Source organism: Ilumatobacter coccineus YM16-304, from assembly GCF_000348785.1.
Taxonomy (GTDB): Bacteria; Actinomycetota; Acidimicrobiia; order Acidimicrobiales; family Ilumatobacteraceae; genus Ilumatobacter_A; species Ilumatobacter_A coccineus.
This window is the reverse complement of the sequence record NC_020520.1, coordinates 4,124,627-4,143,935: the sequence shown is the minus strand read 5'-3', so window position 1 is coordinate 4,143,935 and position 19,309 is coordinate 4,124,627. Positions and strand designations below refer to the sequence as shown.

17 protein-coding genes are annotated in these 19,309 nt (G+C 67.0%); 6 read left to right on the top strand and 11 right to left on the bottom strand.

Annotation, left to right across the window (positions count from 1 at the left end; translation table 11 throughout):
* Positions 1–61: 61 nt before the first annotated feature.
* The gene (locus YM304_RS18350) at positions 62–1,759 is read right to left on the bottom strand and encodes a formate--tetrahydrofolate ligase (protein WP_015443223.1); all 1,698 of its coding nucleotides are present in this window, start codon (positions 1,757–1,759) and stop codon (positions 62–64) included.
* A 215-nt stretch (positions 1,760–1,974) separates the two neighbouring features.
* Between YM304_RS18350 and egtB the strand changes: the two genes are divergently transcribed.
* Together egtB and egtD are read left to right on the top strand one after the other, a co-directional pair.
* Entirely contained in the window at positions 1,975–3,312 is a 1,338-nt protein-coding gene (gene egtB / locus YM304_RS18345; RefSeq protein ID WP_015443222.1) for an ergothioneine biosynthesis protein EgtB, read from the top strand.
* Between the two features lie 83 nt (positions 3,313–3,395).
* A complete protein-coding gene (egtD, locus tag YM304_RS18340; RefSeq protein WP_015443221.1) occupies positions 3,396–4,343 on the top strand; it encodes an L-histidine N(alpha)-methyltransferase in 948 nt (315 codons plus the stop codon).
* A 906-nt stretch (positions 4,344–5,249) separates the two neighbouring features.
* Here the strand turns inward: egtD and YM304_RS18335 are convergent.
* Both YM304_RS18335 and YM304_RS18330 read right to left on the bottom strand, forming a co-directional pair.
* On the bottom strand, positions 5,250–5,816 hold the full coding sequence (locus YM304_RS18335) for a hypothetical protein (RefSeq protein ID WP_015443219.1): 567 nt from the start codon (positions 5,814–5,816) through the stop codon (positions 5,250–5,252).
* Positions 5,817–5,832: 16 nt separating this feature from the next.
* Positions 5,833–6,198, bottom strand: coding sequence for a hypothetical protein (locus YM304_RS18330; protein WP_015443218.1), 366 nt, complete (start codon positions 6,196–6,198; stop codon positions 5,833–5,835).
* A 552-nt stretch (positions 6,199–6,750) separates the two neighbouring features.
* Between YM304_RS18330 and YM304_RS18325 the strand changes: the two genes are divergently transcribed.
* Positions 6,751–7,026 carry a hypothetical protein gene (locus tag YM304_RS18325; RefSeq protein WP_041298432.1) on the top strand — a complete coding sequence of 92 codons (276 nt, stop codon included), beginning with the start codon at positions 6,751–6,753 and terminating at the stop codon, positions 7,024–7,026.
* 65 nt (positions 7,027–7,091) lie between these two features.
* Here the strand turns inward: YM304_RS18325 and YM304_RS18320 are convergent, their stop codons facing one another.
* From YM304_RS18320 to YM304_RS18300, 5 genes are all read right to left on the bottom strand, one after another.
* Positions 7,092–7,892: a hypothetical protein gene (locus tag YM304_RS18320; protein ID WP_015443215.1), complete on the bottom strand. Its 801-nt coding sequence runs from the start codon at positions 7,890–7,892 to the stop codon at positions 7,092–7,094.
* A 147-nt stretch (positions 7,893–8,039) separates the two neighbouring features.
* Positions 8,040–9,059, bottom strand: a complete 1,020-nt coding sequence (locus tag YM304_RS18315; RefSeq protein ID WP_015443214.1) for a hypothetical protein — start codon at positions 9,057–9,059, stop codon at positions 8,040–8,042.
* A gap of 8 nt (positions 9,060–9,067) precedes the next feature.
* Positions 9,068–9,955, bottom strand: coding sequence for a TIGR03620 family F420-dependent LLM class oxidoreductase (locus YM304_RS18310; RefSeq protein ID WP_015443213.1), 888 nt, complete (start codon positions 9,953–9,955; stop codon positions 9,068–9,070).
* 79 nt (positions 9,956–10,034) lie between these two features.
* The gene (locus YM304_RS18305) at positions 10,035–10,424 is read right to left on the bottom strand and encodes a gamma-glutamylcyclotransferase family protein (RefSeq protein WP_154723542.1); all 390 of its coding nucleotides are present in this window, start codon (positions 10,422–10,424) and stop codon (positions 10,035–10,037) included.
* A 42-nt stretch (positions 10,425–10,466) separates the two neighbouring features.
* Positions 10,467–12,314 carry a cation:proton antiporter gene (locus YM304_RS18300; RefSeq protein ID WP_015443211.1) on the bottom strand — a complete coding sequence of 616 codons (1,848 nt, stop codon included), beginning with the start codon at positions 12,312–12,314 and terminating at the stop codon, positions 10,467–10,469.
* Between the two features lie 136 nt (positions 12,315–12,450).
* Here YM304_RS18300 and YM304_RS18295 point away from each other — a divergent pair, with 136 nt between their 5' ends.
* Complete coding sequence (locus YM304_RS18295; RefSeq protein WP_015443210.1) at positions 12,451–13,695, top strand: bifunctional alpha/beta hydrolase/OsmC family protein; 1,245 nt, start codon at positions 12,451–12,453, stop codon at positions 13,693–13,695.
* An 88-nt stretch (positions 13,696–13,783) separates the two neighbouring features.
* Here YM304_RS18295 and YM304_RS18290 read toward each other — a convergent pair whose 3' ends face one another.
* Together YM304_RS18290 and ung are read right to left on the bottom strand one after the other, a co-directional pair.
* Complete coding sequence (locus YM304_RS18290; protein WP_015443209.1) at positions 13,784–14,659, bottom strand: YihY/virulence factor BrkB family protein; 876 nt, start codon at positions 14,657–14,659, stop codon at positions 13,784–13,786.
* 2 nt (positions 14,660–14,661) lie between these two features.
* Positions 14,662–15,444 (bottom strand): uracil-DNA glycosylase, encoded by a 783-nt coding sequence (gene ung, locus YM304_RS18285; protein WP_015443208.1) that lies wholly within the window; start codon positions 15,442–15,444, stop codon positions 14,662–14,664.
* A 67-nt stretch (positions 15,445–15,511) separates the two neighbouring features.
* Here ung and YM304_RS18280 point away from each other — a divergent pair, with 67 nt between their 5' ends.
* Entirely contained in the window at positions 15,512–16,510 is a 999-nt protein-coding gene (locus YM304_RS18280; RefSeq protein ID WP_015443207.1) for a 1-aminocyclopropane-1-carboxylate deaminase/D-cysteine desulfhydrase, read from the top strand.
* Between the two features lie 52 nt (positions 16,511–16,562).
* Positions 16,563–17,555 (top strand): isopenicillin N synthase family dioxygenase, encoded by a 993-nt coding sequence (locus YM304_RS18275; RefSeq protein ID WP_015443206.1) that lies wholly within the window; start codon positions 16,563–16,565, stop codon positions 17,553–17,555.
* On the opposite strand, the gene YM304_RS18270 is transcribed toward YM304_RS18275, so the two are convergent.
* Complete coding sequence (locus tag YM304_RS18270; RefSeq protein WP_015443205.1) at positions 17,521–19,284, bottom strand: M23 family metallopeptidase; 1,764 nt, start codon at positions 19,282–19,284, stop codon at positions 17,521–17,523. The genes YM304_RS18275 and YM304_RS18270 overlap by 35 nt on opposite strands.
* Between the last annotated feature and the right edge of the window lie 25 nt (positions 19,285–19,309).

The following is a 19,309-nucleotide window of genomic DNA, read 5'->3' as shown; positions in this document are numbered from 1 at the left end:
ACCGCCGAGGAGTCGCGACTGCAATCCAGACGTGCGGTCGGGAAGCCGACGCGGTCGACGGTCAGCTGAGGCCGACGATCTCGCCGTCGGCATCGATGTCGATGTGTTGGAGTGCCGGTGACTTGCCGAGGCCGGGCATCGTGCGCATGTCGCCACAGATCGGGTAGACGAACCCGGCGCCGACCGATGCTCGAACTTCTCGGACCGGGAGCGTCCACCCGGTCGGTGCTCCCTTGAGCGACGCGTCGTGGCTGAGCGACAGGTGTGTCTTGGCGATGCACACCGGCAGGTTGCCGAAGCCGTTCGCCTCGTAGCTGTCGAGTTGCTTCGCGGCGGCCGGGGAGAACTCGGCACCGTCGGCGCCGTACACCTTCTGCGCGACGGTCGTGATCTTGTCGCGCAAGCTCATGTCGTCGGGGTAGAGCACCTCGAACCGGCTCTCCTCTTCGCTGGCTTCGGCAACGGCATGCGCCAACTCGGTGGCACCGGCGCCGCCGTCGGTGAAGTGGGTCGACACGGCTGATCGAGCGTCGTACTCCTCGGCGATCTCTCTGATGGCGGCGATGTCGCGGTCGTGGTCGCCGGGGAACGCGTTGATCGCCACGACCGGCGTGCACCCGTGGATGCGCATGTTCTCCAGCTGCTTGCGGAGGTTGTCGCCGCCCTGGTGGACCTCGTCGGGGTTCTCGTCCAAGATCGCGTCGGGGAGCGGACGGCCGGCGATGATCCGGTGGTTGCCGGAGTGTGCCTTGAGGCCGCGAACGGTCGCCACCAGCACCGCGGCATCGGGGGCGAGTCCGGAGGCCCGACACTTGATGTTGAAGAACCGTTCGGCTCCCATGTCGGCACCGAAACCGGCTTCGGTGATGAGGTAGTCGCCCATGCGGATGCCCAGACGGTCGGCGACGATCGAGCTGTTGCCGGTGGCGATGTTGCCGAACGGGCCGGTGTGGACGAGCGCCGGTGTGTTCTCGAGGGTCTGCATGAGGTTGGGTTTGATGGCCTCGCGCAGGATGACCGCCATCGCGCCCGCGACCTTCAACTCTTCGGCGGTGACCGGCGTGCCGGCCGTGGTGTAGCCGACGACGATGCGGCCGAGCCGTTCACGCAGATCCTGGAGCGAGGTGCAGAGCGCGAGGGTCGCCATGACTTCGGATGCGGCGGTGATGTCGAAACCGCTTTCGCGGGGCACGCCGTCGAGCCGGCCGCCGAGGCCGATCACGGCGTTGCGCAGCGAGCGATCGTTGACGTCGAGGACCCGCCGCCACGTGATGCGGTGGAGGTCGAGGCCCGACTCGTTGCCGTGATACAGATGCGCGTCGAGTGCGGCCGAGCACATGTTGTGTGCGGCGGTCACGGCGTGCATGTCGCCCGTGAGGTGCAGGTTGAGGAGTTCCATGGGCACGACCTGGCTGTAGCCGCCGCCGGCAGCGCCGCCCTTGATGCCGAACGTCGGGCCCATCGACGGTTGGCGGATGGCGATGACGCCGCGCTTGCCGATGTGGCTGAAGCCCATCCCGAGTCCGACGGCTGTCGTGGTCTTGCCCTCCCCGAGCGGTGTCGGCGTGATCGCCGACACCACCACGTACTTCGCCGGTGGGCGGTCACCCATCTCGTCGATGGCCTCGAGTCGGACCTTGGCGGCACCCGAGCCGTACGGCTCCAGATGTTGCAAGGGGATTCCGGCACCTTCCGCGATCTCGGTGAGCGGTTGCAGCATCGCTCGACCGGCGATGTCGAGATCGGACGGAAAGCTCATGGTGCTCCTTTGCGCGCCGGCGTCGACGAGAGCGGCACGGTCGATGGGGGGAGGTCCACGTGGTGGATCTCGTTTGAGAGTACAGAACGACGCCGGGGCGGGCGGGCGACGCTGCGGTGTGTTGGACGGGCGGCGCAACAGATGGTCTGCTCGTGTTCACCGACAGTTGGCCGGATCGCGGAACATCGACGACAGTTCTGGTGTTGGATATCCACATGGAACGCTCCAGTTCTGACCCCGACGCCGACCTCGCGGCCTTCGCGCAGCGCTATGCGACCGTGCGCGAACGCACCGAGCGCCTGGCTGCGCCGCTGTCGGCCGAGGACCAGATGGTGCAGTCGATGCCCGACGTGAGCCCGACCAAGTGGCACCGGGCGCACACCACCTGGTTCTTCGCCGAGTTCGTGCTGGGGGCCGACGGCACCTCGGGACGCCACTGGGATCTCCCCGAGTACCGATTTCTGTACAACAGCTACTACGAAGCGGTCGGTGCGCGGCATCCGCGTCCGAACCGCGGGCTCGTCACGCGGCCGTCGTCGGCTGCGGTCGCCGAGTACCGCGCCAGCGTCGACAAGGAGATGGCCGAGCTGTTGAGCACGGGCGACGTCTCGCCGCAACTGCTCGACACGATGGTGCTCGGCACGCACCACGAAGAACAGCACCAGGAGCTCCTCCTCGTCGACATCAAGCACGTCCTCTCGATGAACCCGGCGGTCGGCCCCGCCTACTCCGACGTGGTCGTCCCGCCCGCCGACGATCCGGGCGCTGCCGACTTCGTCGAGTTCTCGGGTGGCATCGCCGAAGTCGGCCGCTCGTTCGGTGATGTCGGCCGCCTCGCCGACGGCTTCATGTTCGACAGCGAAGGCCCACGTCATGAAGTGCGCGTCTACGACTTCCGACTGGCCGACCGGCTGGTCACGGCGGGGGAGTGGCTCGAGTTCATCGCCGACGGTGGCTACGAACGCCCCGAGTTCTGGAAGTCCGACGGGTGGGCCCGAGCGCAGAGCGACGGGTGGAACGCACCGCTCTACTGGCGACCCGACCCCGACGATCCTGATGCCTGGTGGATCCACACGCTCACCGGTCTGCGCGACGTCGACCCGCACGAACCCGTCTGTCACGTGTCGCACTACGAGGCCGACGCGTTCGCCTCATGGGCGGGTGCCCGCCTGCCGACCGAGTTCGAGTGGGAGGTCGCCGCCGCCCGACAACTCGAACTCGACCCGTCGGCCGTCGAACGCGGTTGCCTCGACACGAGCGCCGACTCGACGTTCCACCCCCGTGCCGCTGGGCCACGCAACGGCCGGCTGCGTCAGCTGTTCGGTGACTGCTGGGAATGGACGTCGTCGGCCTACGAGCCGTACCCGGGGTTCGCTCCGGCGGTCGGCGCGATCGGTGAATACAACGGCAAGTTCATGTCGGGCCAACAGGTGCTGCGCGGCGGGGGAGCGCTCACTCCGCCCGGCCACACCCGGGTGACCTACCGCAACTTCTTCCATCCGCACACCCGCTGGCATCTCGGCGGGCTCCGACTCGCAAAGGACGCATCATGACCTCTGACTTCTCATCCACGTCCCCCACTTCATCCGCCACGTCGACGACCGCGTCGGCGACGACATCGACGGGCTCGCCGAACGTGAACGACCTCGACCCCATCGCTCTCGAACTCCGTCAGGCGCTGACGCGGCTCCCGCGGACCATTCCACCGCGCTGGCTCTACGACGATCGCGGCAGCGAGTTGTTCTCCGAGATCACGCGGCTGCCCGAGTACTACCAGACCGAAGCCGAGCGGTCGATCCTCGAGGCCAACTCCACGGCGATCGCCGAGATCACCGAGGCGACGACCGTCGTCGAGCTCGGATCGGGGACGAGCGACAAGACGCGCAACATGCTCGACGCGTTCGCCGCACACGGCCTGATCGAGCGGTTCGTGCCGCTCGACGTGAGCGAACAGACGCTGCTCGACGCGGCCGACATGCTCGCCGAGCGGCACCCCGAGATCGAGGTCGAGCCGGTGGTCGGCGACTTCACCAGGCACCTGAGCCGCCTCGGCCAGGTCGGCGCCGACGGACCGCGGCTGGTCGCCTTCCTCGGTGGCACGATCGGCAACTTCTACGTCGAAGAACGGCGCGCCTTCCTCGGAGCATTGTCCGACGTGTTGCAACCCGGCGACTGGGTGCTGCTCGGCATCGATCAGGTCAAGCCGATCGATCGGCTGATCGACGCCTACGACGATTCACAGGGCGTCACCGAAGCGTTCATCCGCAACGCGCTCACCAACATCAACGCCACCTACGACGGCAACCTGGACGTCGGCAACTTCGGCTACGTCCCCTTCTGGGACGGCCGCCAGCGACGTATCGACATGCGGTTGCGAGCCGACGAGCCGATGAGCGCTCGCATCGATGGTCTCGACCTCGACCTCGAACTCGCTCCGGGCGAGGAGATCCGCGTCGAGATCTCGTCGAAGTTCCGGCCCGCCGACCTGGTAGTCGAGTTGGCTCAGGCCGGCTTCGGAGCCGAGTCGCACGTGTTCAGCGACGACAACGACGACTTCGCGCTGGTGCTCGCCCGCCGCGGCTGAGCCCTGCCGTGTCAGGCCAGGTTCGCGGTGTCCCTGATCGGCACTTCGGGACGCACCAGGCCATGGTCCGACGGCCCAGAGTCGAGGGCCAGGTTGTCCTGGCAGGCCTAAGCCGAACGGTCGCTCCGAAACCCGCGAGCGCTCGCAGGTTCAGGAGCCAGACTCGAGGGGTTCCGGAACTTCACCGTGCCCCAGGCACGTCATGCACCCTCCGGTTGGCCCTGGCGTCCGAGCACCTGTTCCCTTGCATTCCGGGCAGGGCATCATCGCGCGTTCTTCAGTCGGAAAAACGCTGCCTTGGGTCCACCAGGGTTCGACTTGTGGCCACTGGTCGACGGGCACGGAGAAAGTAAAAAATTGCTCCGTTGGCGAAGTGCCAACCGACACGACCACCTCGTGATCGTCGCGTTTGAACCCGATTGCCGACCAATCATCGTTCACGCCCTTGTCGCGAAGTATGCGAGTGATGACCTCTTGGGCTCCGGCGGGGAGCGTTCGCATCAACTCACTTCGCAGCATGATGACAATTGTAGTGCGTACCAGGACGGCGAGGATGTCCTGCTGGTTTGGAAGCCCGCATTGTCATGACCTTGAACCCCCAGTTCGGACACGGGCTTCGTCAGCCTCGCGCGGCACCAAAGAGCCCGGTGTCCCAGAACGCCTGGACGTTGAAGCGAGACTGTGTCGATGCGATGGTTCGATCGAGCGGATGAGGGAATCTGCGTCGGGCCAACGCTGCATTGATCCCAACCGCTCAGAGCAGGTCGACGAATTCGATGCCAGCGCCACCGAGGCAGTTGGTGCCTACGGCTCGCTTCTGCCGGGCTAGGGAAGAGATCGGTCGACCGCTCGTCTCTTGGGCAGAGCCCGGAGTTGACCTTCCAGCGTCGGGTCCGGGCTTCCGCCTCAGGTTGGCAGGAGACCCTGGCGGCGGCCTTCGACGATGGTGTGGCGTAGGGCGCGGGCGTAGTTGACCAGCGCGACTACATAGAAGTTGACCTGTTGCCGGATAAGTTGCGCACCGTGGGGTCCGAGGCTCTCGAGTTTGCGTCTCTTTTCCGGATCGTGGTGGAAGGGCCCGCTGTAGATCAACAAATCGAAGGCATCGCTCGGCTTGTACTCGGTGCCGTCGATGATCAGTTTCATGGGTCCCGATCCTTCGGCAAGATCTCGCCAGATTCTCCGCTCGGTGTTCAAGAATTCGTACAACTCCCCGGGGCCCAGTCTTTTCCGCACGACGTTGGCAGCCCGGTCGATGTTTGTTAGGTCACCCTGGAGAAGGAGTTTGCGGAGAGCCAGTAAGAACGAGCGGAAATCGTCGTCGTCCGGAACGGAAACCGAGAAGATTCCATGCATGCCGGTCGTTGCTGCGGCGTAGAACGCATCGCTGAGAGCACCACTCTTCACGAGACGCGTGCCCTCTATTTCGCGGAGCACCTCCAGGAACAGGTCGATCTCAGCTGAATCTGTCACGGTGCAATTGAAGCGATCAGGCCGAATCAGACGGCCACGAGACGTCACCGATGAAGTCACCGACAACTCGTTGCTCTTCGTATCGGGTGATGTAGTCGCGCATCCAGATCTTGATCACGTGCAGGGCTCCGACTTTTTGCACGGGGTCCGCGGCGTGGGGGTCAATGCCAATTCGGCGCATGTGCTGGCCGCTCAGATTGACCATGAAGGCGCCGCCGACGAGGCCCATAGCGAGGATCAGCCGCTCGGCCGAGAGGCCCTCAGCGAGAGCCTTGTCGACCGCAGCCAGCATGGCAGCGTCTGAGTTGAGTGCTCCGAGATGGGTGATGAGGTCGAGCGCTTCCCGAAGCTCGTGTGCTGCGACGGTTGAGCGGTCATCCATGTGAGTCGAGACTACGCCGTGCCGCAGTATTGCAGAGTGTCCCGGAGCGCCGGTTCGGCGCGAGCCTCGGTGAGCGCGTAGGCGCGGATGGTATAGCCGAGCACGTTCTGCGCTCTTTGTTAACCGAACTGACGGATGAGACCGCGTCGCTCAGTTGGACCAACAAGACCAAGCGCTGACTCGATGTCGCACGGGTTGTCCGGATTGTCGAGGATCACGCGACCGTCGACGTGGTCAAGAGCTGCGACGTACCCGTTGAAGGCACCGCCTGGACCCGGCAGTCGTTCTTGAGGCTGGAAGTGCCAATCGGTGTTGGCGACCGTATGGCTGATGTCTTCCCTACGGTTAGGGAGACTGTGTTCGATCATTCCTGAACTATAGATCGTCCGTTCGCTCTCGGGTATCTCTTCCCGGTCGTTACAAGCTAAATCGCACGGACAGACCTCCGACTGTTGGGGCCGGCTGGTCGTTGCCGTGGAGGACTCTCAGGGCGATTTCGCCGTCGTCGCGGAGCCGGAACACTGCGACACCCATTCGTCAGAATCTCCAGGTATGAACGCACCGTGGATCTTGGCTGCATCGACCCCGATCGCTCTGGGTGCCGCGTGGCTTCTGTACCAGCTTGCGGACTTCGAGTCGAAGTCGCTTCGAGTCGTCCATGTCACGCGCCGATGGGCCGCCAGGGTGCTCCTGTTGATCGGACTGCTGTGCCCGCCTGCCGCGACCGCGGCGTTTCTCTGGATCGTCAAACAGGAACAAGATCGAATCATGGTGATCGTCGATCCGATGCTTGAGCACTTGCGCCCGACGACGACTCCGGCCCCGTAGGCAGTTGTCACCTAACGCCGGTTCGTCAGCACCCCACAGCGGGGCGAACGTTCCTGGACACGGCACTAGTCGCTTCCGAAGAGTCCGTCGAAGCGATCGCGGACGTTGCCCGGGAGTTCCTTGAAGAAGTCGACGACCTCGTCGGCCACATCGGCGACCACGTCGAGCACCTCGCTGCCGATGTCCAGGTCGTCGAACTGCGTGTCGAGTTCGCCGAGGTCGGGCAGTTCGACGTCGGCGAGCTCGCTCAGATCGATGTCGGTGACATCGAAGCCACCTGGCAAGCCGACGTCGGTGGGGTCGACGCCGCCCATGTCGATGGCACCGAAGTCGATGTCGGAGAGATCGAACGCGCCGAGGTCGATGGCACCGAAGTCGTCGGCGCTCGGGAGGAGGTCGGCGCACGCAGAGGTGGCGTCGTCGACGACGTCGGATGTGGTGTCGCTGGATCCGGAGAACACGTCGGGAAGCAGTTCGAGGATGCACCGGCCGACGTCGGCGAGGCTGTCGCCGACCGTCGACGCGATCTCGCCGACGGTGTCGGCGACCTCATCGCTCGACGGGATGATGCCCTCGCCGTCATCTCGCTGTTCGGTGGCGTCGAGGGCCGAGGCGTTGGAGGTGAGTTGGATGACCTCGCCCGACGACCGGTTGGACGCCGCCTCGTCCAGCGCCTGCGCCCGGGTGTACGGGATGGCGTCGAGCGAGCCGTCGAGCGCTGCGGCATCACCGAGCTGGGAGCCGACGACCGCTGCGCTGGTCAGACCGACCGCAGCGACGAGGGCGAGTCCGACTCGAAGCCGGATGGTGCTGGCTCGCGTGGTGATGTTCGGTGTGGTGTTCTGGTGTCGGTTGGCGTCGGTCATGGGGGAGTCCTTCCGCACGCAACACAGCGTGACATAAGTACAACCAGGACGCTCCGCGCTTCATTCCGGTCGCGGAATCGTCGAGGACGGGTCGCATGACGCTGCCGACTGCTCCCTCAGCCGCGGCGGGGACCGGTCGATGTCTCGTCAGCCGAGCGGGTAGTCGGGAACGACGACGTCGATGCCGGTCCGGCCTCGTTCGTTCAACCCGGTGAGCAGCCCGATCGACATGGCGATGTCGGTACTGGCCGGCACGCTGAACAGGTCGGGGTGACTGGCCATGACGATCGAATCGGGGACGAGCGCTGGACGATGCTGCGACCTGACGAGCTCTGCTCGCAACGCCTCGACGGCGTCGAGATCGTCGAGCTGGACGACCTCGCGGATGCTGTGGTGGATGCCGCCGTCGATCCGGAACGTCGACCGTTCGAAGTCGATGGCACCCGACGGCAGCAGTTGCAGGAACTGCAGGCGGTGTTGCTCGCCTCGTCGCGTGGCGACCGCGTCGAACCAGTGACCGTTCGAGATCGTGAAACCGCGAAGGTCGTCGGCGAGGGCCGTCGAGACGAAGATCCCGTTCGCCTGGAGGTAGCCGGCTGACAGCACGTCGGTCGGCTCGGCAGCGTCGTCGAGCGCGAACAGGTCGAGCCGGAGCGAGTCGGGGAGGGGCTCCCGCCAGCGTCGGGCGTAGCCACGGTCGCTGTAGATCGACTTCTGGGGCGGGTCGTGAAAGCCGTGCAGCTGTGGATGCGCCCCGGTGACCGCAGGATCGGAGCTCGGGCGGACGAGCACGTAGCCGGCGCCGTGCCACCGCTCCTCGTCGCCGAGGCGAACGTGGCCGAGCAGGTCGACGACGAACCGGCCGGGCTGCAGCTCGCCGGCCACGAGGGCGACGCGCACCGGTCCGGTCGAGGTGGTCGCGTCACCGGTCGACACGGGCAGCCCGGCACTGCTGCGAAGACCGGCGGCGTCGTCGGCGTCGTGGTCGGCGCTGGCCTGGAGATGGGGTTCGAGCCCGGCGAGGACCGCGTCGCTCACCTCTGCACGCCGGAGCGGCCGCAACTCGGTGAGCGCGACGGTCACGTGCTCGCCGTCGATCGGCACCTCGATCGATGCGATCGACGACTGGTCGTCGGTGTCGGCGAGTCGGAGGCGGCTCGGTCGCATCGAGTCGGTCAGTTGTTGTTCGGTGCGAGCAGCTCAAGCACGCGATCGTCGAGCACGCGTTCGCCGCCGGGAGCGACCGGTTGCACGCACACGTGCGTGGCGCCGGCGTCGTAGTGGGCCTGCACCCCCGCCTTCACGCGTTCGTCGTCGCCCCACACGAACACGGCGTCGATGAAGCGCTGGTCGCGGTGTTCGATCTCGTCTTCGGTGAAGCCGAGTCGCTTCCAGTTGTTGCGATAGTTCGGCAGGTTGGCGTAGATCGACAGCTGTGCGAGTGCCGCTTCTCGAGCGAGACCGGCGTCGGTCGTGAGACACACCTTCTGCTCGACGCACAACAGGGCATCGGGCCCGAGGAGCTCACGGGCCATCGCGGTGTGCTCGGGTGTGCTCCAGTACGGGTGTGCCCCGTCGGCGGCGCTCTCGGAGAGCTCGATCATCTTCGGACCGAGCGCGGCGAGCACGACCGGTACCGGGTCGCTCGGTGCCTGGCCGGCGAAGGGTTGCGCGTCCATGGCGGCGAGGTACTCGCGCATCTTCGTGAGCGGCTTCGAGTAGTCGAGCCCGCGGAGCCCCGCCACCATCGGACCGTGGCTGACGCCGAGGCCGAGCATGAAGCGGCCACCGGTCTGCTCGCCGAGCGTGTTCGCGACCTGCTTCATCGGGCCGGGGTGCCGGTGGAAGATGTTGGCGATGCCGGTGGCGAAGTTGAGCGTCGTGGTCTGCGATCCGAGCCACGCGATGTGGGCGAACGGGTCGCGGCCGACCGTGTCGGGAAGCCAGAGGGTCGAGTAGCCGAGGGACTCGACTCGTCCGGCGAACTCGGCGGCTTCGCCGGCTGCCATGCCGTCGGTGAAGTACCAGAGTCCGGTGGTGGTCAGGTCGTCGCGAACGCTCATGGGAAGTGAACGTAGACCAGCTCGGCGCTCGGCCCCGTGCCGACCTCCGAGAAGTCGCGGATCGGCTTCCGTCGGTCGCTCAGCGATCGAACCAGTTGCCCGACACGATCTCGACGAGGTCGAGGCCCCCGCCGTACTCGTACGCCCAGGCTGTCGTGCCGGTGCCGGTGATGACCGACACCCGGTGGTAGCGGCCACCCACCGTGTCCTCGACCTCGTCGAGATGGGCGAGCGCATCGGCGAGCGACGCCTCGTCGAGGGTGTACGTGCGGCCGACGATGGTGCCGCCGGGTGCGGCGTGGTCACCGAAGATCGCGGCCGGGTAGTCGAGGCCGGTGTCGAACACTCGCCCGGTCACCGTGTCGGCGACACCGTCGTCGACGACGAACGGTTCGAGGTGATGCCACCTCACGTCGCCAGGCTGCAGTGTGCCGTACACGAACAGGCGGGTGATGACCTCGCCTGACATGGACGGTTCGACCTGCTCGTGTCGGATCGACGTCACCGGCGGCTACTCCGCGTCGGCGGGTTCGTCAGCCGTCTTGTCGGCGGCGATCTGACGTTGCAGTGACGGTGCGGCGAGCCCGATGACATCACCCTCTGTCGGCAACGGGTCGTTGCGGCAGATGAAGGCCATGCGACCTTCGGTCACGCGGGCGAGGGGGATGAAGAGCTGTTCGTCGAGCGCGGTGTTCATGGTCGGCCCGGCGGGAGCACCGACGACCTTCCAGCCCTGCCGCGACCGCTCGTCGAGCGTGGCGTAGGTGAGTCCGTCGATGCCGATGATCCGCCCGAGGTACTCGTCGGGCACGGCCGACTGGCCGCTGCGCCGCTTGCCGGGCGCCAACTGGAACACCTCACGTCGGCCGAACGCCCGAGCGAACCGACCGGTGGCGAGCGCGTTGACCTCGTCGTTGGAGGTGAGCGCGAGCATTCGGCCGATGCCGCGCAGGTCGAGATCGTGCGTGGCTTCCTCGGCGAGCACACTCATACGTCGCGCGGTCAGGCCACCGGCGATGGCGCGGGTGACGTTGTACGGGTCGGTGTCGATGAGCAGCGTCTTGACGTCACGCTCCTTGAGTTCGAGTGCGAGCCCACGGCCGATCGAGTGCGAGCCGGCGATCAGCACGCCGTCGGCCTGCGCCTCGGCGAGACCGAGCAAGCGAGCAGCCGGACCTGCCAGGAAGCCGTAGACCACGATCGTGCCGATGATGACGAGGAAGACGATCGGCACGATCTTCTCGGAGTCGGCGACCCCCTCTTCCTCGAGTCGGAGCGCGAAGATCGCCGACACGGCGGCGGCGACGATGCCGCGAGGGGCCATGGTCGTGAGGAAGGCTCGTTCTCGCCACGTGAGCGATGTGCGAACGGTCGACACGAGCACGGTGAGCGGCCGGGCGATCAACACGAGCACCGCGAGGAACAGCAGCGACGGAACGAGCACGTCGCGCAGCGCGTCGGCTTCGATGCGAGCGGCGAGCAGGATGAACAACGCCGAGATGAGCAGCGTGCGGAGGCTCTCGTTGAACTCGAGGACCTGTCGGATCGTCGAACTGTCTCGGCGGGCGAGGTAGATGCCGAGCACGGTGACGGCGAGCAGCCCGGACTCTTCCTGGATCTCGTTGGCGGCGACGAAGCTGGCGACCACGAACGCGAACGTGACCGGCACGGCCAACTGGTCGGGGATCAAGAACCGCTGCAACGCCTGGTCGAGGACGAAGGCGGCAGCGAGACCGAAGCCGATGCCGGCGAGCAGTGTGAGTCCGACCGTGCCGAGCAGGCTGAGGACGGCCTCGCCGGCCTCGTCGGCGAGCACCAGTTCGAACGCCACCAGTGCGCCGGTGGCGCCGATCGGGTCGATGAGCACGCCTTCGGCGCGCAGGATCGGACCGGTGGTGCCGGCGGGTCTGACGAAGCGGAGAAGCGGCCCGACGACGGTGGGGCCGGTCACCACGAGCACCGCACCGAGCACGATCGCCGCCTCGTTGGAGATCTCGAAGATCGTCCGGGCGCTGTACCACCCGACGACGAAGGTGATGACCGCGCCGATCGTGATGAGCCGCCGCACCGCGGTGCCCGTGTTGCGGAGCTCGCGCGGCGGGAGGTCGAGACCGCCTTCGAAGAGGATCAGGGCAACGGCGAGCGACACGATCGGGAACAGCGTGTCGCCGAGCAGGTCGTCGGGGTCGAGCACCCCGGTGACCGGGCCGAGCACGAGTCCGGCGATGAGCAGCGCGATGATCGACGGCAACTGCGTGCGCCAAGCGAGCCACTGAGCGAACATGCCCGCTCCGACGATGACAGCGAGCGTCGGGCCGACGGCTGACTCGCCAGCGGCGATGAGCGACAGGGGATTCATACGAGTACCTCCGCCATTCGGGAGGACTTTACAGCCTTGCTGGCGTAGGTGTCGCGTGGCGTGTCAGTCTCCCGCCGAAAGTTCACAGGTCGGGGCGTTCCGAGATCGTTCATTCGCACTTCGTAGGGTCTGGCCCATGAGCTCACGCATCGATCGCGTCACCTTCACGGGCAGCCAGGGCGACCAGTTGGCCGCTCGCCTCGATCTCCCGGCGGGGCCGCCCAAGGCGTTCGCGTTGTTCGCCCACTGTTTCACCTGCGGAAAGGACCTCCGCTCGGTCGGGCGCCTCGCGGTGGCGCTCACCGATGCCGGTTTCGGTGTGCTGCGCTTCGACTTCACCGGGCTGGGGAGCAGCGACGGCGAGTTCGCGAACACGAACTTCAAGTCGAACACCGATGATCTCCTCGCCGCGGTCGGCTGGCTGCGCGAGCACCACCGAGCGCCCCAGGTCCTCGTCGGGCACTCGCTCGGCGGTGCGGCGGTGCTGCACGTCGCCGGCGAGGTCGACGAGGTGCGCGCCGTGGTCACGATCGGCGCTCCGGCCGACACCGAACACCTCGTCGGTCTACTCGACGGGTCGTTGGACGACCTGGCGGAGCGAGGCGAAGCAGAGGTCGACGTGGCGGGACGAAAGTTCACCGTCCGACAGCAGTTCCTCGACGATCTCACCAGGCACGACATCTCGCAGAAGGTGGGGGCGATGCGCAAGCCCCTCCTCGTCCTGCATTCACCGATCGACAACGTCGTCGGCGTCGAGAACGCTGCCGAGATCTTCCAGGCCGCCCGGCACCCGAAGAGCTTCGTGTCGCTCGACGGCGCCGACCACCTGCTGTCCGACCCGCTCGACGCCGAGTTCGCGGCAGCGTCGATCGCCGCGTTCGCGACTCGCTACGTCGAGGATCAGAGCGGTGCCCTCGACGCTCCGGCGGCGACCAACGCGGTGGTGGTGGCCGAGACCTCGCAGGGCCCGTTCCTCAACCATGTCGTCGTCGGTCGCCACCGCCTGCTCGCCGACGAGCCCACGTCGATCGGCGGGTTCGACGCCGGCCCGGCACCGTACGACTTCCTCGGAGCGGCACTGGGGGCTTGCACGTCGATGACGCTGCGCATGTACGCCGACCGCAAGAAGCTGCCGCTCGATCGCGTGTCGGTGGAGGTGAGCCACGACAAGGTGCACGCCGACGACTGTGTCGAATGTGCCGAGAACGAACACCTCGTCGGGCGCACCGGCATGATCGACCGGTTCGAACGAGCGATCGTGCTGGAGGGCGCCGATCTGAGCGACGACGACCGCAAGCGACTGCTGCTCATCGCCGACAAGTGTCCGGTGCATCGCACCCTCGAAGCCAGCAGCGTTATCGCGACCCACCTCGCCACCTGACGCGGCGTCGTCGGTTCGCTCGCCGGGGCGGAGGCGTCCGGAAACAGCGGAAGATGGTCGACGCGATGGCCGGAGCCGGTCGGTGCGGTCAGGCGCGGATCGGCAGGTCGAACTCGGGGCCGAGGTCGTCGAGCGTTCCGCGAGCGAGGCGCACGCGCGCCGCGTTGAGTTCGGCGCACATCAGCGTGGTGATGGCGACGAGGCTGAGCCACGTGACGATGCCGAGCACGAGGGCGAACTGCCCGTAGGTGTCGCCGGCGTTCTCGGTGATGTTCTTCACGATGGTGGTGCCGAAGTGTTGGAGCAGCGTGAAGACTGTGCCGGCGATGAGGGCACCAGGCCACACGTCGCGCCACGTCGGCGACGCCGAGGTGAGGAACCGGTACATCGCCCCGATGACGACGATGTTGATGACCACGGTGCCGGCGATCAGTGCGACGTTGCCGATGATGGGAAGACCCGCCGCGTTGACGATCGTGGCGACCACGATCGAGCCGATCTGCGCTCCGCCGAGGAAGAGGATGCCGAGCAGCGCCCGCCCGCGCAGCACCGGCAGGCCGGCGCGGTCGTCGACGTCGACCTCCCACGTGTCGTCGAGCGCTCCCTGGAGGCCGACGAACGCCTTGGTCGATGACCACAGCGCGCTCAACAGCCCGATGACGAGCGCCCAGACGTTGCCGCTGATGGTGCCTTCGGCCAGGTCGGCGCCGAGGCCCGGGATGTCTTTGAGTGCGCCGTTGACGAGGCGCTCACGCAGTTCGTCGTTGTCTTCGAGGACGAAGCCGAGGATCGTCGTCACGGCGAGGAGCAGCGGGAAGATCGACAGGAACGCGAAGAACGCGAGCAGCGAGGCGTTGCGCCCCGAGAGGTGTCGCCGCCAACCGTCCATCATCTCGGCGAAGACGTCGAAGGGCCGCCAACGTTCACGAAGGGCCATCACTCGATCGCTCGTGGTCCACGCCATGATCAGTTCGTACCCGATCCGAGGCCACTCGTGCCAACCGACGTGCCATCTGTCTGCACGCCGGTGTGGTCGCCGGCGAGGTCGGTGCCGGGTTCGTCGACCAGATTCCAGTCGACCGGATCGCGTCCGAGTTCGGCGAGGAGTGCGTTGGCTCGACTGAACGGGCGGCTCTCGAAGAACCCGTTGCGCGCGGACAGCGGTGACGGGTGAGCCGACTCGATGATGCGATGTCGGCGCGTGTCGATCCGCGCAGCTTTGCGCCGAGCGTGGTTGCCCCACAGCACGAAGACCACCGGGTCGGCGGTGTCGTTGACGACGTCGATGACCTGGTCGGTGAAGGTCTCCCACCCCTTGCCCGAGTGCGAGCCCGCCTGCCCCGCACGAACGGTCAACGACGTGTTCAACAACAGCACGCCTTGCCGGGCCCATCGCTCGAGGTTGCCGTGCGCGGGGACGGGCAGTCCGAGGTCGGCGTGCAGTTCTTTGTGGATGTTGCGCAGCGACGGGGGGATCCGGACGCCGTGACGCACCGAGAACGCGAGCCCGTGGGCCTGCTGTGGGCCGTGGTACGGGTCTTGACCGATGATGACGACCTTCGTCTCGGCGTGCGGCGTGAGACGCAGCGCGGTGAACACGTCGTCGTGTGGCGGATACACGGTGTGTTCACGCCGCTCGGTCGCGACGAACGCCTGGAGTTCGGCCCAGTACGGCTTGTCGAACTCGCTGCGGAGCAGAGGGTTCCAGTCGGTCGTCGTCATGACGAGGCCATTGAACCACGATCGCATGACGGTGGCATCGCGCTTGTCGCCTGTCCGCGCGGTGCCGGGTGGGTCATCGCCCTAGGGTGGAAGTGTGTTCGACGACCTGCCCCGCGCTCCGCTGGCCACGCTGCCGACGCCTCTCGAAACCGCTGCACCGATGCCGAATTCGGCGGCGCGTCTCTGGGTGAAACGCGACGATCTGACCGGACTCGGAGGCGGTGGCAACAAGGCCCGCAAACTCGAATTCCTGTGCGGCGACGCGCTGGAAGCCGGTGCGCGGTCGCTCATCACGGTCGGCGCAGCACAGTCGAATCACTGTCGCATGACCGCAGCGGCCGGTGCGCGTCTCGGACTCGAGGTGCACCTGATCCTGTCGGGTGATGCACCCGAACCGCCGGGTACCGAGACGGGCAATCAACTGCTGTCGAAGATGTTCGGCGCCCAGATGCACTACACGGGCGCGGCCGAGAGTCACTGGGGCCAACTCGAGATCGCTCGCGAAGCGCTGACCGATCAACTCGCCGGGGAAGGACTCGCGCCGTACTCGATCCCCATCGGTGGGAGCACCGCCGTCGGTGGCCTCGGCTACGCGGCCGCGTTCGTCGAACTGATCGACCAGTGTGAAGCAGCAGACCGGATGCCGTCGGCGATCGTGTTCACGTCGTCGAGCGGTGGCACGCACGCCGGGCTCCTCGCCGGGCGTGCCGCACTCATCGCCTCGGGTCGCCTCACGGCCGACACCGCTCCCGACGTCGTGGCGATCGGTGTCGCCAAGGGCGTCGTGATGGGGCTTCCCGACATCGCCGAACTCGCCGACGGCGTGCTCGATCTGATGGGCGTGGCCGCACGGGTCGATCCGAACGACATCGAGGTCGACGGCCGCTGGATCGGCGACGACTATGCCGTGCCGACCGCCGCCGGCGACGCCGCGGTCGAGTGGGCGGCAATGGCCAACGGGCTCCTCGTCGACCGCACCTACTCCGGCAAGGGCCTGTCGGGGCTGCTCGGACTCGCAGCCGAGGGACGCTGGAGCGCCGACGACGACGTCGTGTTCATCCACACCGGTGGTTGGCCGGCACTGTTCGCCTGAGCCGCGAGCCCGGCCGGGTGCGGCGGCTCGACGAAACGAATAGCGTGGTGCCATGAGCGACGAGATTCTCGACGTTGACCTGTTGGCCTTCGAGCAGGGGAGCGGTGCACAGCGCCGAGCCGTGGTCGACGGTGTCACCCGCAGCCTGGCAACCGGCTTCGTCTACACGAGCCACGACGTCCCCGACGACCTGCTCGACACGGCCTACGGCCTGTTGAGGGAGTTCTTCGAGAAGACACCCGACGAGAAGCAGATCGCCGCAGCTCCCGGTTCGAACGGGCAGACCGGGTACACCGGTCTCCTCGTCGAGACGGCGGCGTCGAGCGACAAGCCCGACTGGAAGGAGATGCTCAACTGGGCGACACCGATCGCCTCCGGTCATCCCCTCAAGCGGAACTATCCGGGCTCGTACCCCGACCAGGTCGTTCCCGAAGCCGTCGTCCCCGGCATCACCGAGGTCCTCTACCGCTTCCACGACACCATCGCCGATCTCCAGCGGCGGTTCCTGCGGGTCATCGCCGAGGGCATCGGATGCCACGAGACGTTCTTCGACGACATGGTCAAAGACGGACCGACCCTCACGCGGGCCATCCGCTACCCGGCGATGAGCGAGCTCGACGTGGCGCTCGGCGCCGACGGCGAGCCGGGCCATGTGTGGGCGGCCGCGCACGCCGACATCAACCTCATTACCGCCCTCCCCCGCTCGACGGCTCCCGGCTTGCAGGTGCAGGTCAACGACGAATGGGTCGACGCGATCCCGCCCGACGACGGCGTCATCATCAACACCGGGCTCATGCTCGAACGTCTCACCAACGGCACGATCCCGAGCGGGTGGCACCGTGTGGTGGCCGCTCCGGGCTACGAAGGTGAGCGCTACAGCGTGGTGCAGTTCTGCCACCCGCGTCCGTGGACGGTGCTCGCCCCGGTTCCGACGTGCTGCACGCCCGAGTCGCCGCAGCGCTACTCGGCGATCACCGCCGCCGATGCGCTCGACGAGGTGCTCTACGAGATCAACCTTGTCGAAGCAGCCCGCCGGGTGCAGTGAGGTCGTCCTGCAGCGCGAGTTGCACCCACACCTCGGTCGGCAACTCGACCGGCGTGAACCAGTGAGCGTGACCCACATCGGTGCCGTCGGCACCGGGGCCGTGCGCTGACGCCGGAGTGAAACCGCAACCCTCGTTCGGGTTGACCATCGCGGCCCAGCCGCTGGCGGTGACCTGACCGGTCGAGGTGATGATCCACTCGGAGTCGATCTCGTCGTCGTCGTCGGTCGTCTCGATCGTGACCGGCTCGTGGCCGCTGCCGTTCGGCGGCACCGACCACTGGCCGATGGTGACCGCGCAGCTCTGACGGAACAGCGCGTCGATCATCGGGCCGAACGCATCGATGGGGTTGCCGGCGAGGTCGATCATCGTGAGGCGGATGTGCGGTGCGACCGCGTCGGGGTCGATGACGACGGTCGAGTCGGTGGGCACATCGGCGCGCACGCCGACCGGAAGCGGGTCGGTGTCGCCCATGAACCCGATGATCTGGCCGGCCCGGACCTGCTTGCCGACCTCGGCCAGCGCCGTGAGCCGGAGATGATCGGGGGCGTTGTCGTCGTCGGTGCCGGGGTTGTCGTCGTTGAAGCCGGCGTAGACGTAGCTGATGCCGTCGACGTCGGTGATCGTGACCGAGATCGGAGTGTCGGTGCCCGGCTCGTCGACCACGCTGGTGACGATGCCGTCGGCGACGGCCATGACCGGTTGGAGCTTGACGCCGAACACGATGCCGGGCGCCTGCTCGGTGCAGAGTCCAGCCGCTTCGATGTCGGCTCGGCTCGGTCCGGCGAGTTCTTGACCGTCTCGGCCTTCGACGTCGGCGACTTCGATCTGCTCGGCATCGTCGCACTCGGGGACGGCGGCACGTGACGGACCGAGCACCGGGTACGCGATGGCCGGGATGTCGCCGGTCGGTTCGGGAACGAGCGGTGCCATGCCGGCCTGGCTCTGGGCTTGCTGACCGGTGAGGAGCGGTTCGACGGGCTGGCCCGAGATGAACGCGAAGACACCGAGCCAGCGGGTCTGGTACTCGCGGATGGTGAGGACGTTGCCCGCCGAGGGCAGCGGCACCACGTCCATGCGCCACGGCTCGTACGCGGCGGCGGGCAGGTACCACATGACGGGAATCATCGAGACGTCGTTGTTCCACTGCTCGAGGAACTTGTTGACGTCGAGCGCGGCCCGCTCGTCTTGGATCTCGGGCGGCGCGAGGTAGGCGTGGGCGTACCCCGCGTAGTTGTTCCACGTCGAGCCGATGAACTGATACGCACCGGACGCGTTGCCCTTGTTCGGAGGCAGCGTGTAGATGCCACGAGATTCGAGGTAGCGGATCGTGGCCAGGATGTGCTGGATCTGCTCGGGGTAGACCGTGACACCGCGAGCGGTGGGCGGCACGGTCGTGGCGACCGGTGGGACCGTCGTGGTGGTCGTGGTGCTGGTGGTGGCCACCGGCGGCTCGGTCGTCGTGGTGGTCGTGGTCGTGACCTTGGGGTCGACGACCGGCGGCTCGGTGGTGGCCGGCGCCGTGGTCGTCGTGGTGGTGCTGGTGGTCGTGGTGGTGCTGGTCGTCGTGGTGGTCGTGGTCGACGGCACGGTCGTGGTGGTGGTCGCGGGTTTCGGCACCGTCGTCGTGGTGGTCTCGGGGGCCGCGTCGTCGACGCCGTCGGCGCCGTCGTCAGCGGCCGCGACGAGCGGAATGGCGATGATCGACGAGATCACGGTGGCGGCGGCCACCGTCCAGACGCGCCAAGCAGACGGT

What these genes read in the sequence shown, in the direction of transcription:
- YM304_RS18350 (WP_015443223.1), bottom strand. Translation starts at nt 1,759, where the DNA reads ATGAGCTTTCCGTCCGATCTCGACATCGCCGGTCGAGCGATGCTGCAA.
- egtB (WP_015443222.1), top strand. Translation starts at nt 1,975, where the DNA reads ATGGAACGCTCCAGTTCTGACCCCGACGCCGACCTCGCGGCCTTCGCG.
- YM304_RS18330 (WP_015443218.1), bottom strand. Translation starts at nt 6,198, where the DNA reads ATGGATGACCGCTCAACCGTCGCAGCACACGAGCTTCGGGAAGCGCTC.
- YM304_RS18325 (WP_041298432.1), top strand. Translation starts at nt 6,751, where the DNA reads ATGAACGCACCGTGGATCTTGGCTGCATCGACCCCGATCGCTCTGGGT.
- YM304_RS18320 (WP_015443215.1), bottom strand. Translation starts at nt 7,892, where the DNA reads ATGACCGACGCCAACCGACACCAGAACACCACACCGAACATCACCACG.
- YM304_RS18315 (WP_015443214.1), bottom strand. Translation starts at nt 9,059, where the DNA reads ATGCGACCGAGCCGCCTCCGACTCGCCGACACCGACGACCAGTCGTCG.
- YM304_RS18310 (WP_015443213.1), bottom strand. Translation starts at nt 9,955, where the DNA reads ATGAGCGTTCGCGACGACCTGACCACCACCGGACTCTGGTACTTCACC.
- YM304_RS18305 (WP_154723542.1), bottom strand. Translation starts at nt 10,424, where the DNA reads ATGTCAGGCGAGGTCATCACCCGCCTGTTCGTGTACGGCACACTGCAG.
- YM304_RS18300 (WP_015443211.1), bottom strand. Translation starts at nt 12,314, where the DNA reads ATGAATCCCCTGTCGCTCATCGCCGCTGGCGAGTCAGCCGTCGGCCCG.
- YM304_RS18295 (WP_015443210.1), top strand. Translation starts at nt 12,451, where the DNA reads ATGAGCTCACGCATCGATCGCGTCACCTTCACGGGCAGCCAGGGCGAC.
- YM304_RS18290 (WP_015443209.1), bottom strand. Translation starts at nt 14,659, where the DNA reads ATGGCGTGGACCACGAGCGATCGAGTGATGGCCCTTCGTGAACGTTGG.
- ung (WP_015443208.1), bottom strand. Translation starts at nt 15,444, where the DNA reads ATGCGATCGTGGTTCAATGGCCTCGTCATGACGACGACCGACTGGAAC.
- YM304_RS18275 (WP_015443206.1), top strand. Translation starts at nt 16,563, where the DNA reads ATGAGCGACGAGATTCTCGACGTTGACCTGTTGGCCTTCGAGCAGGGG.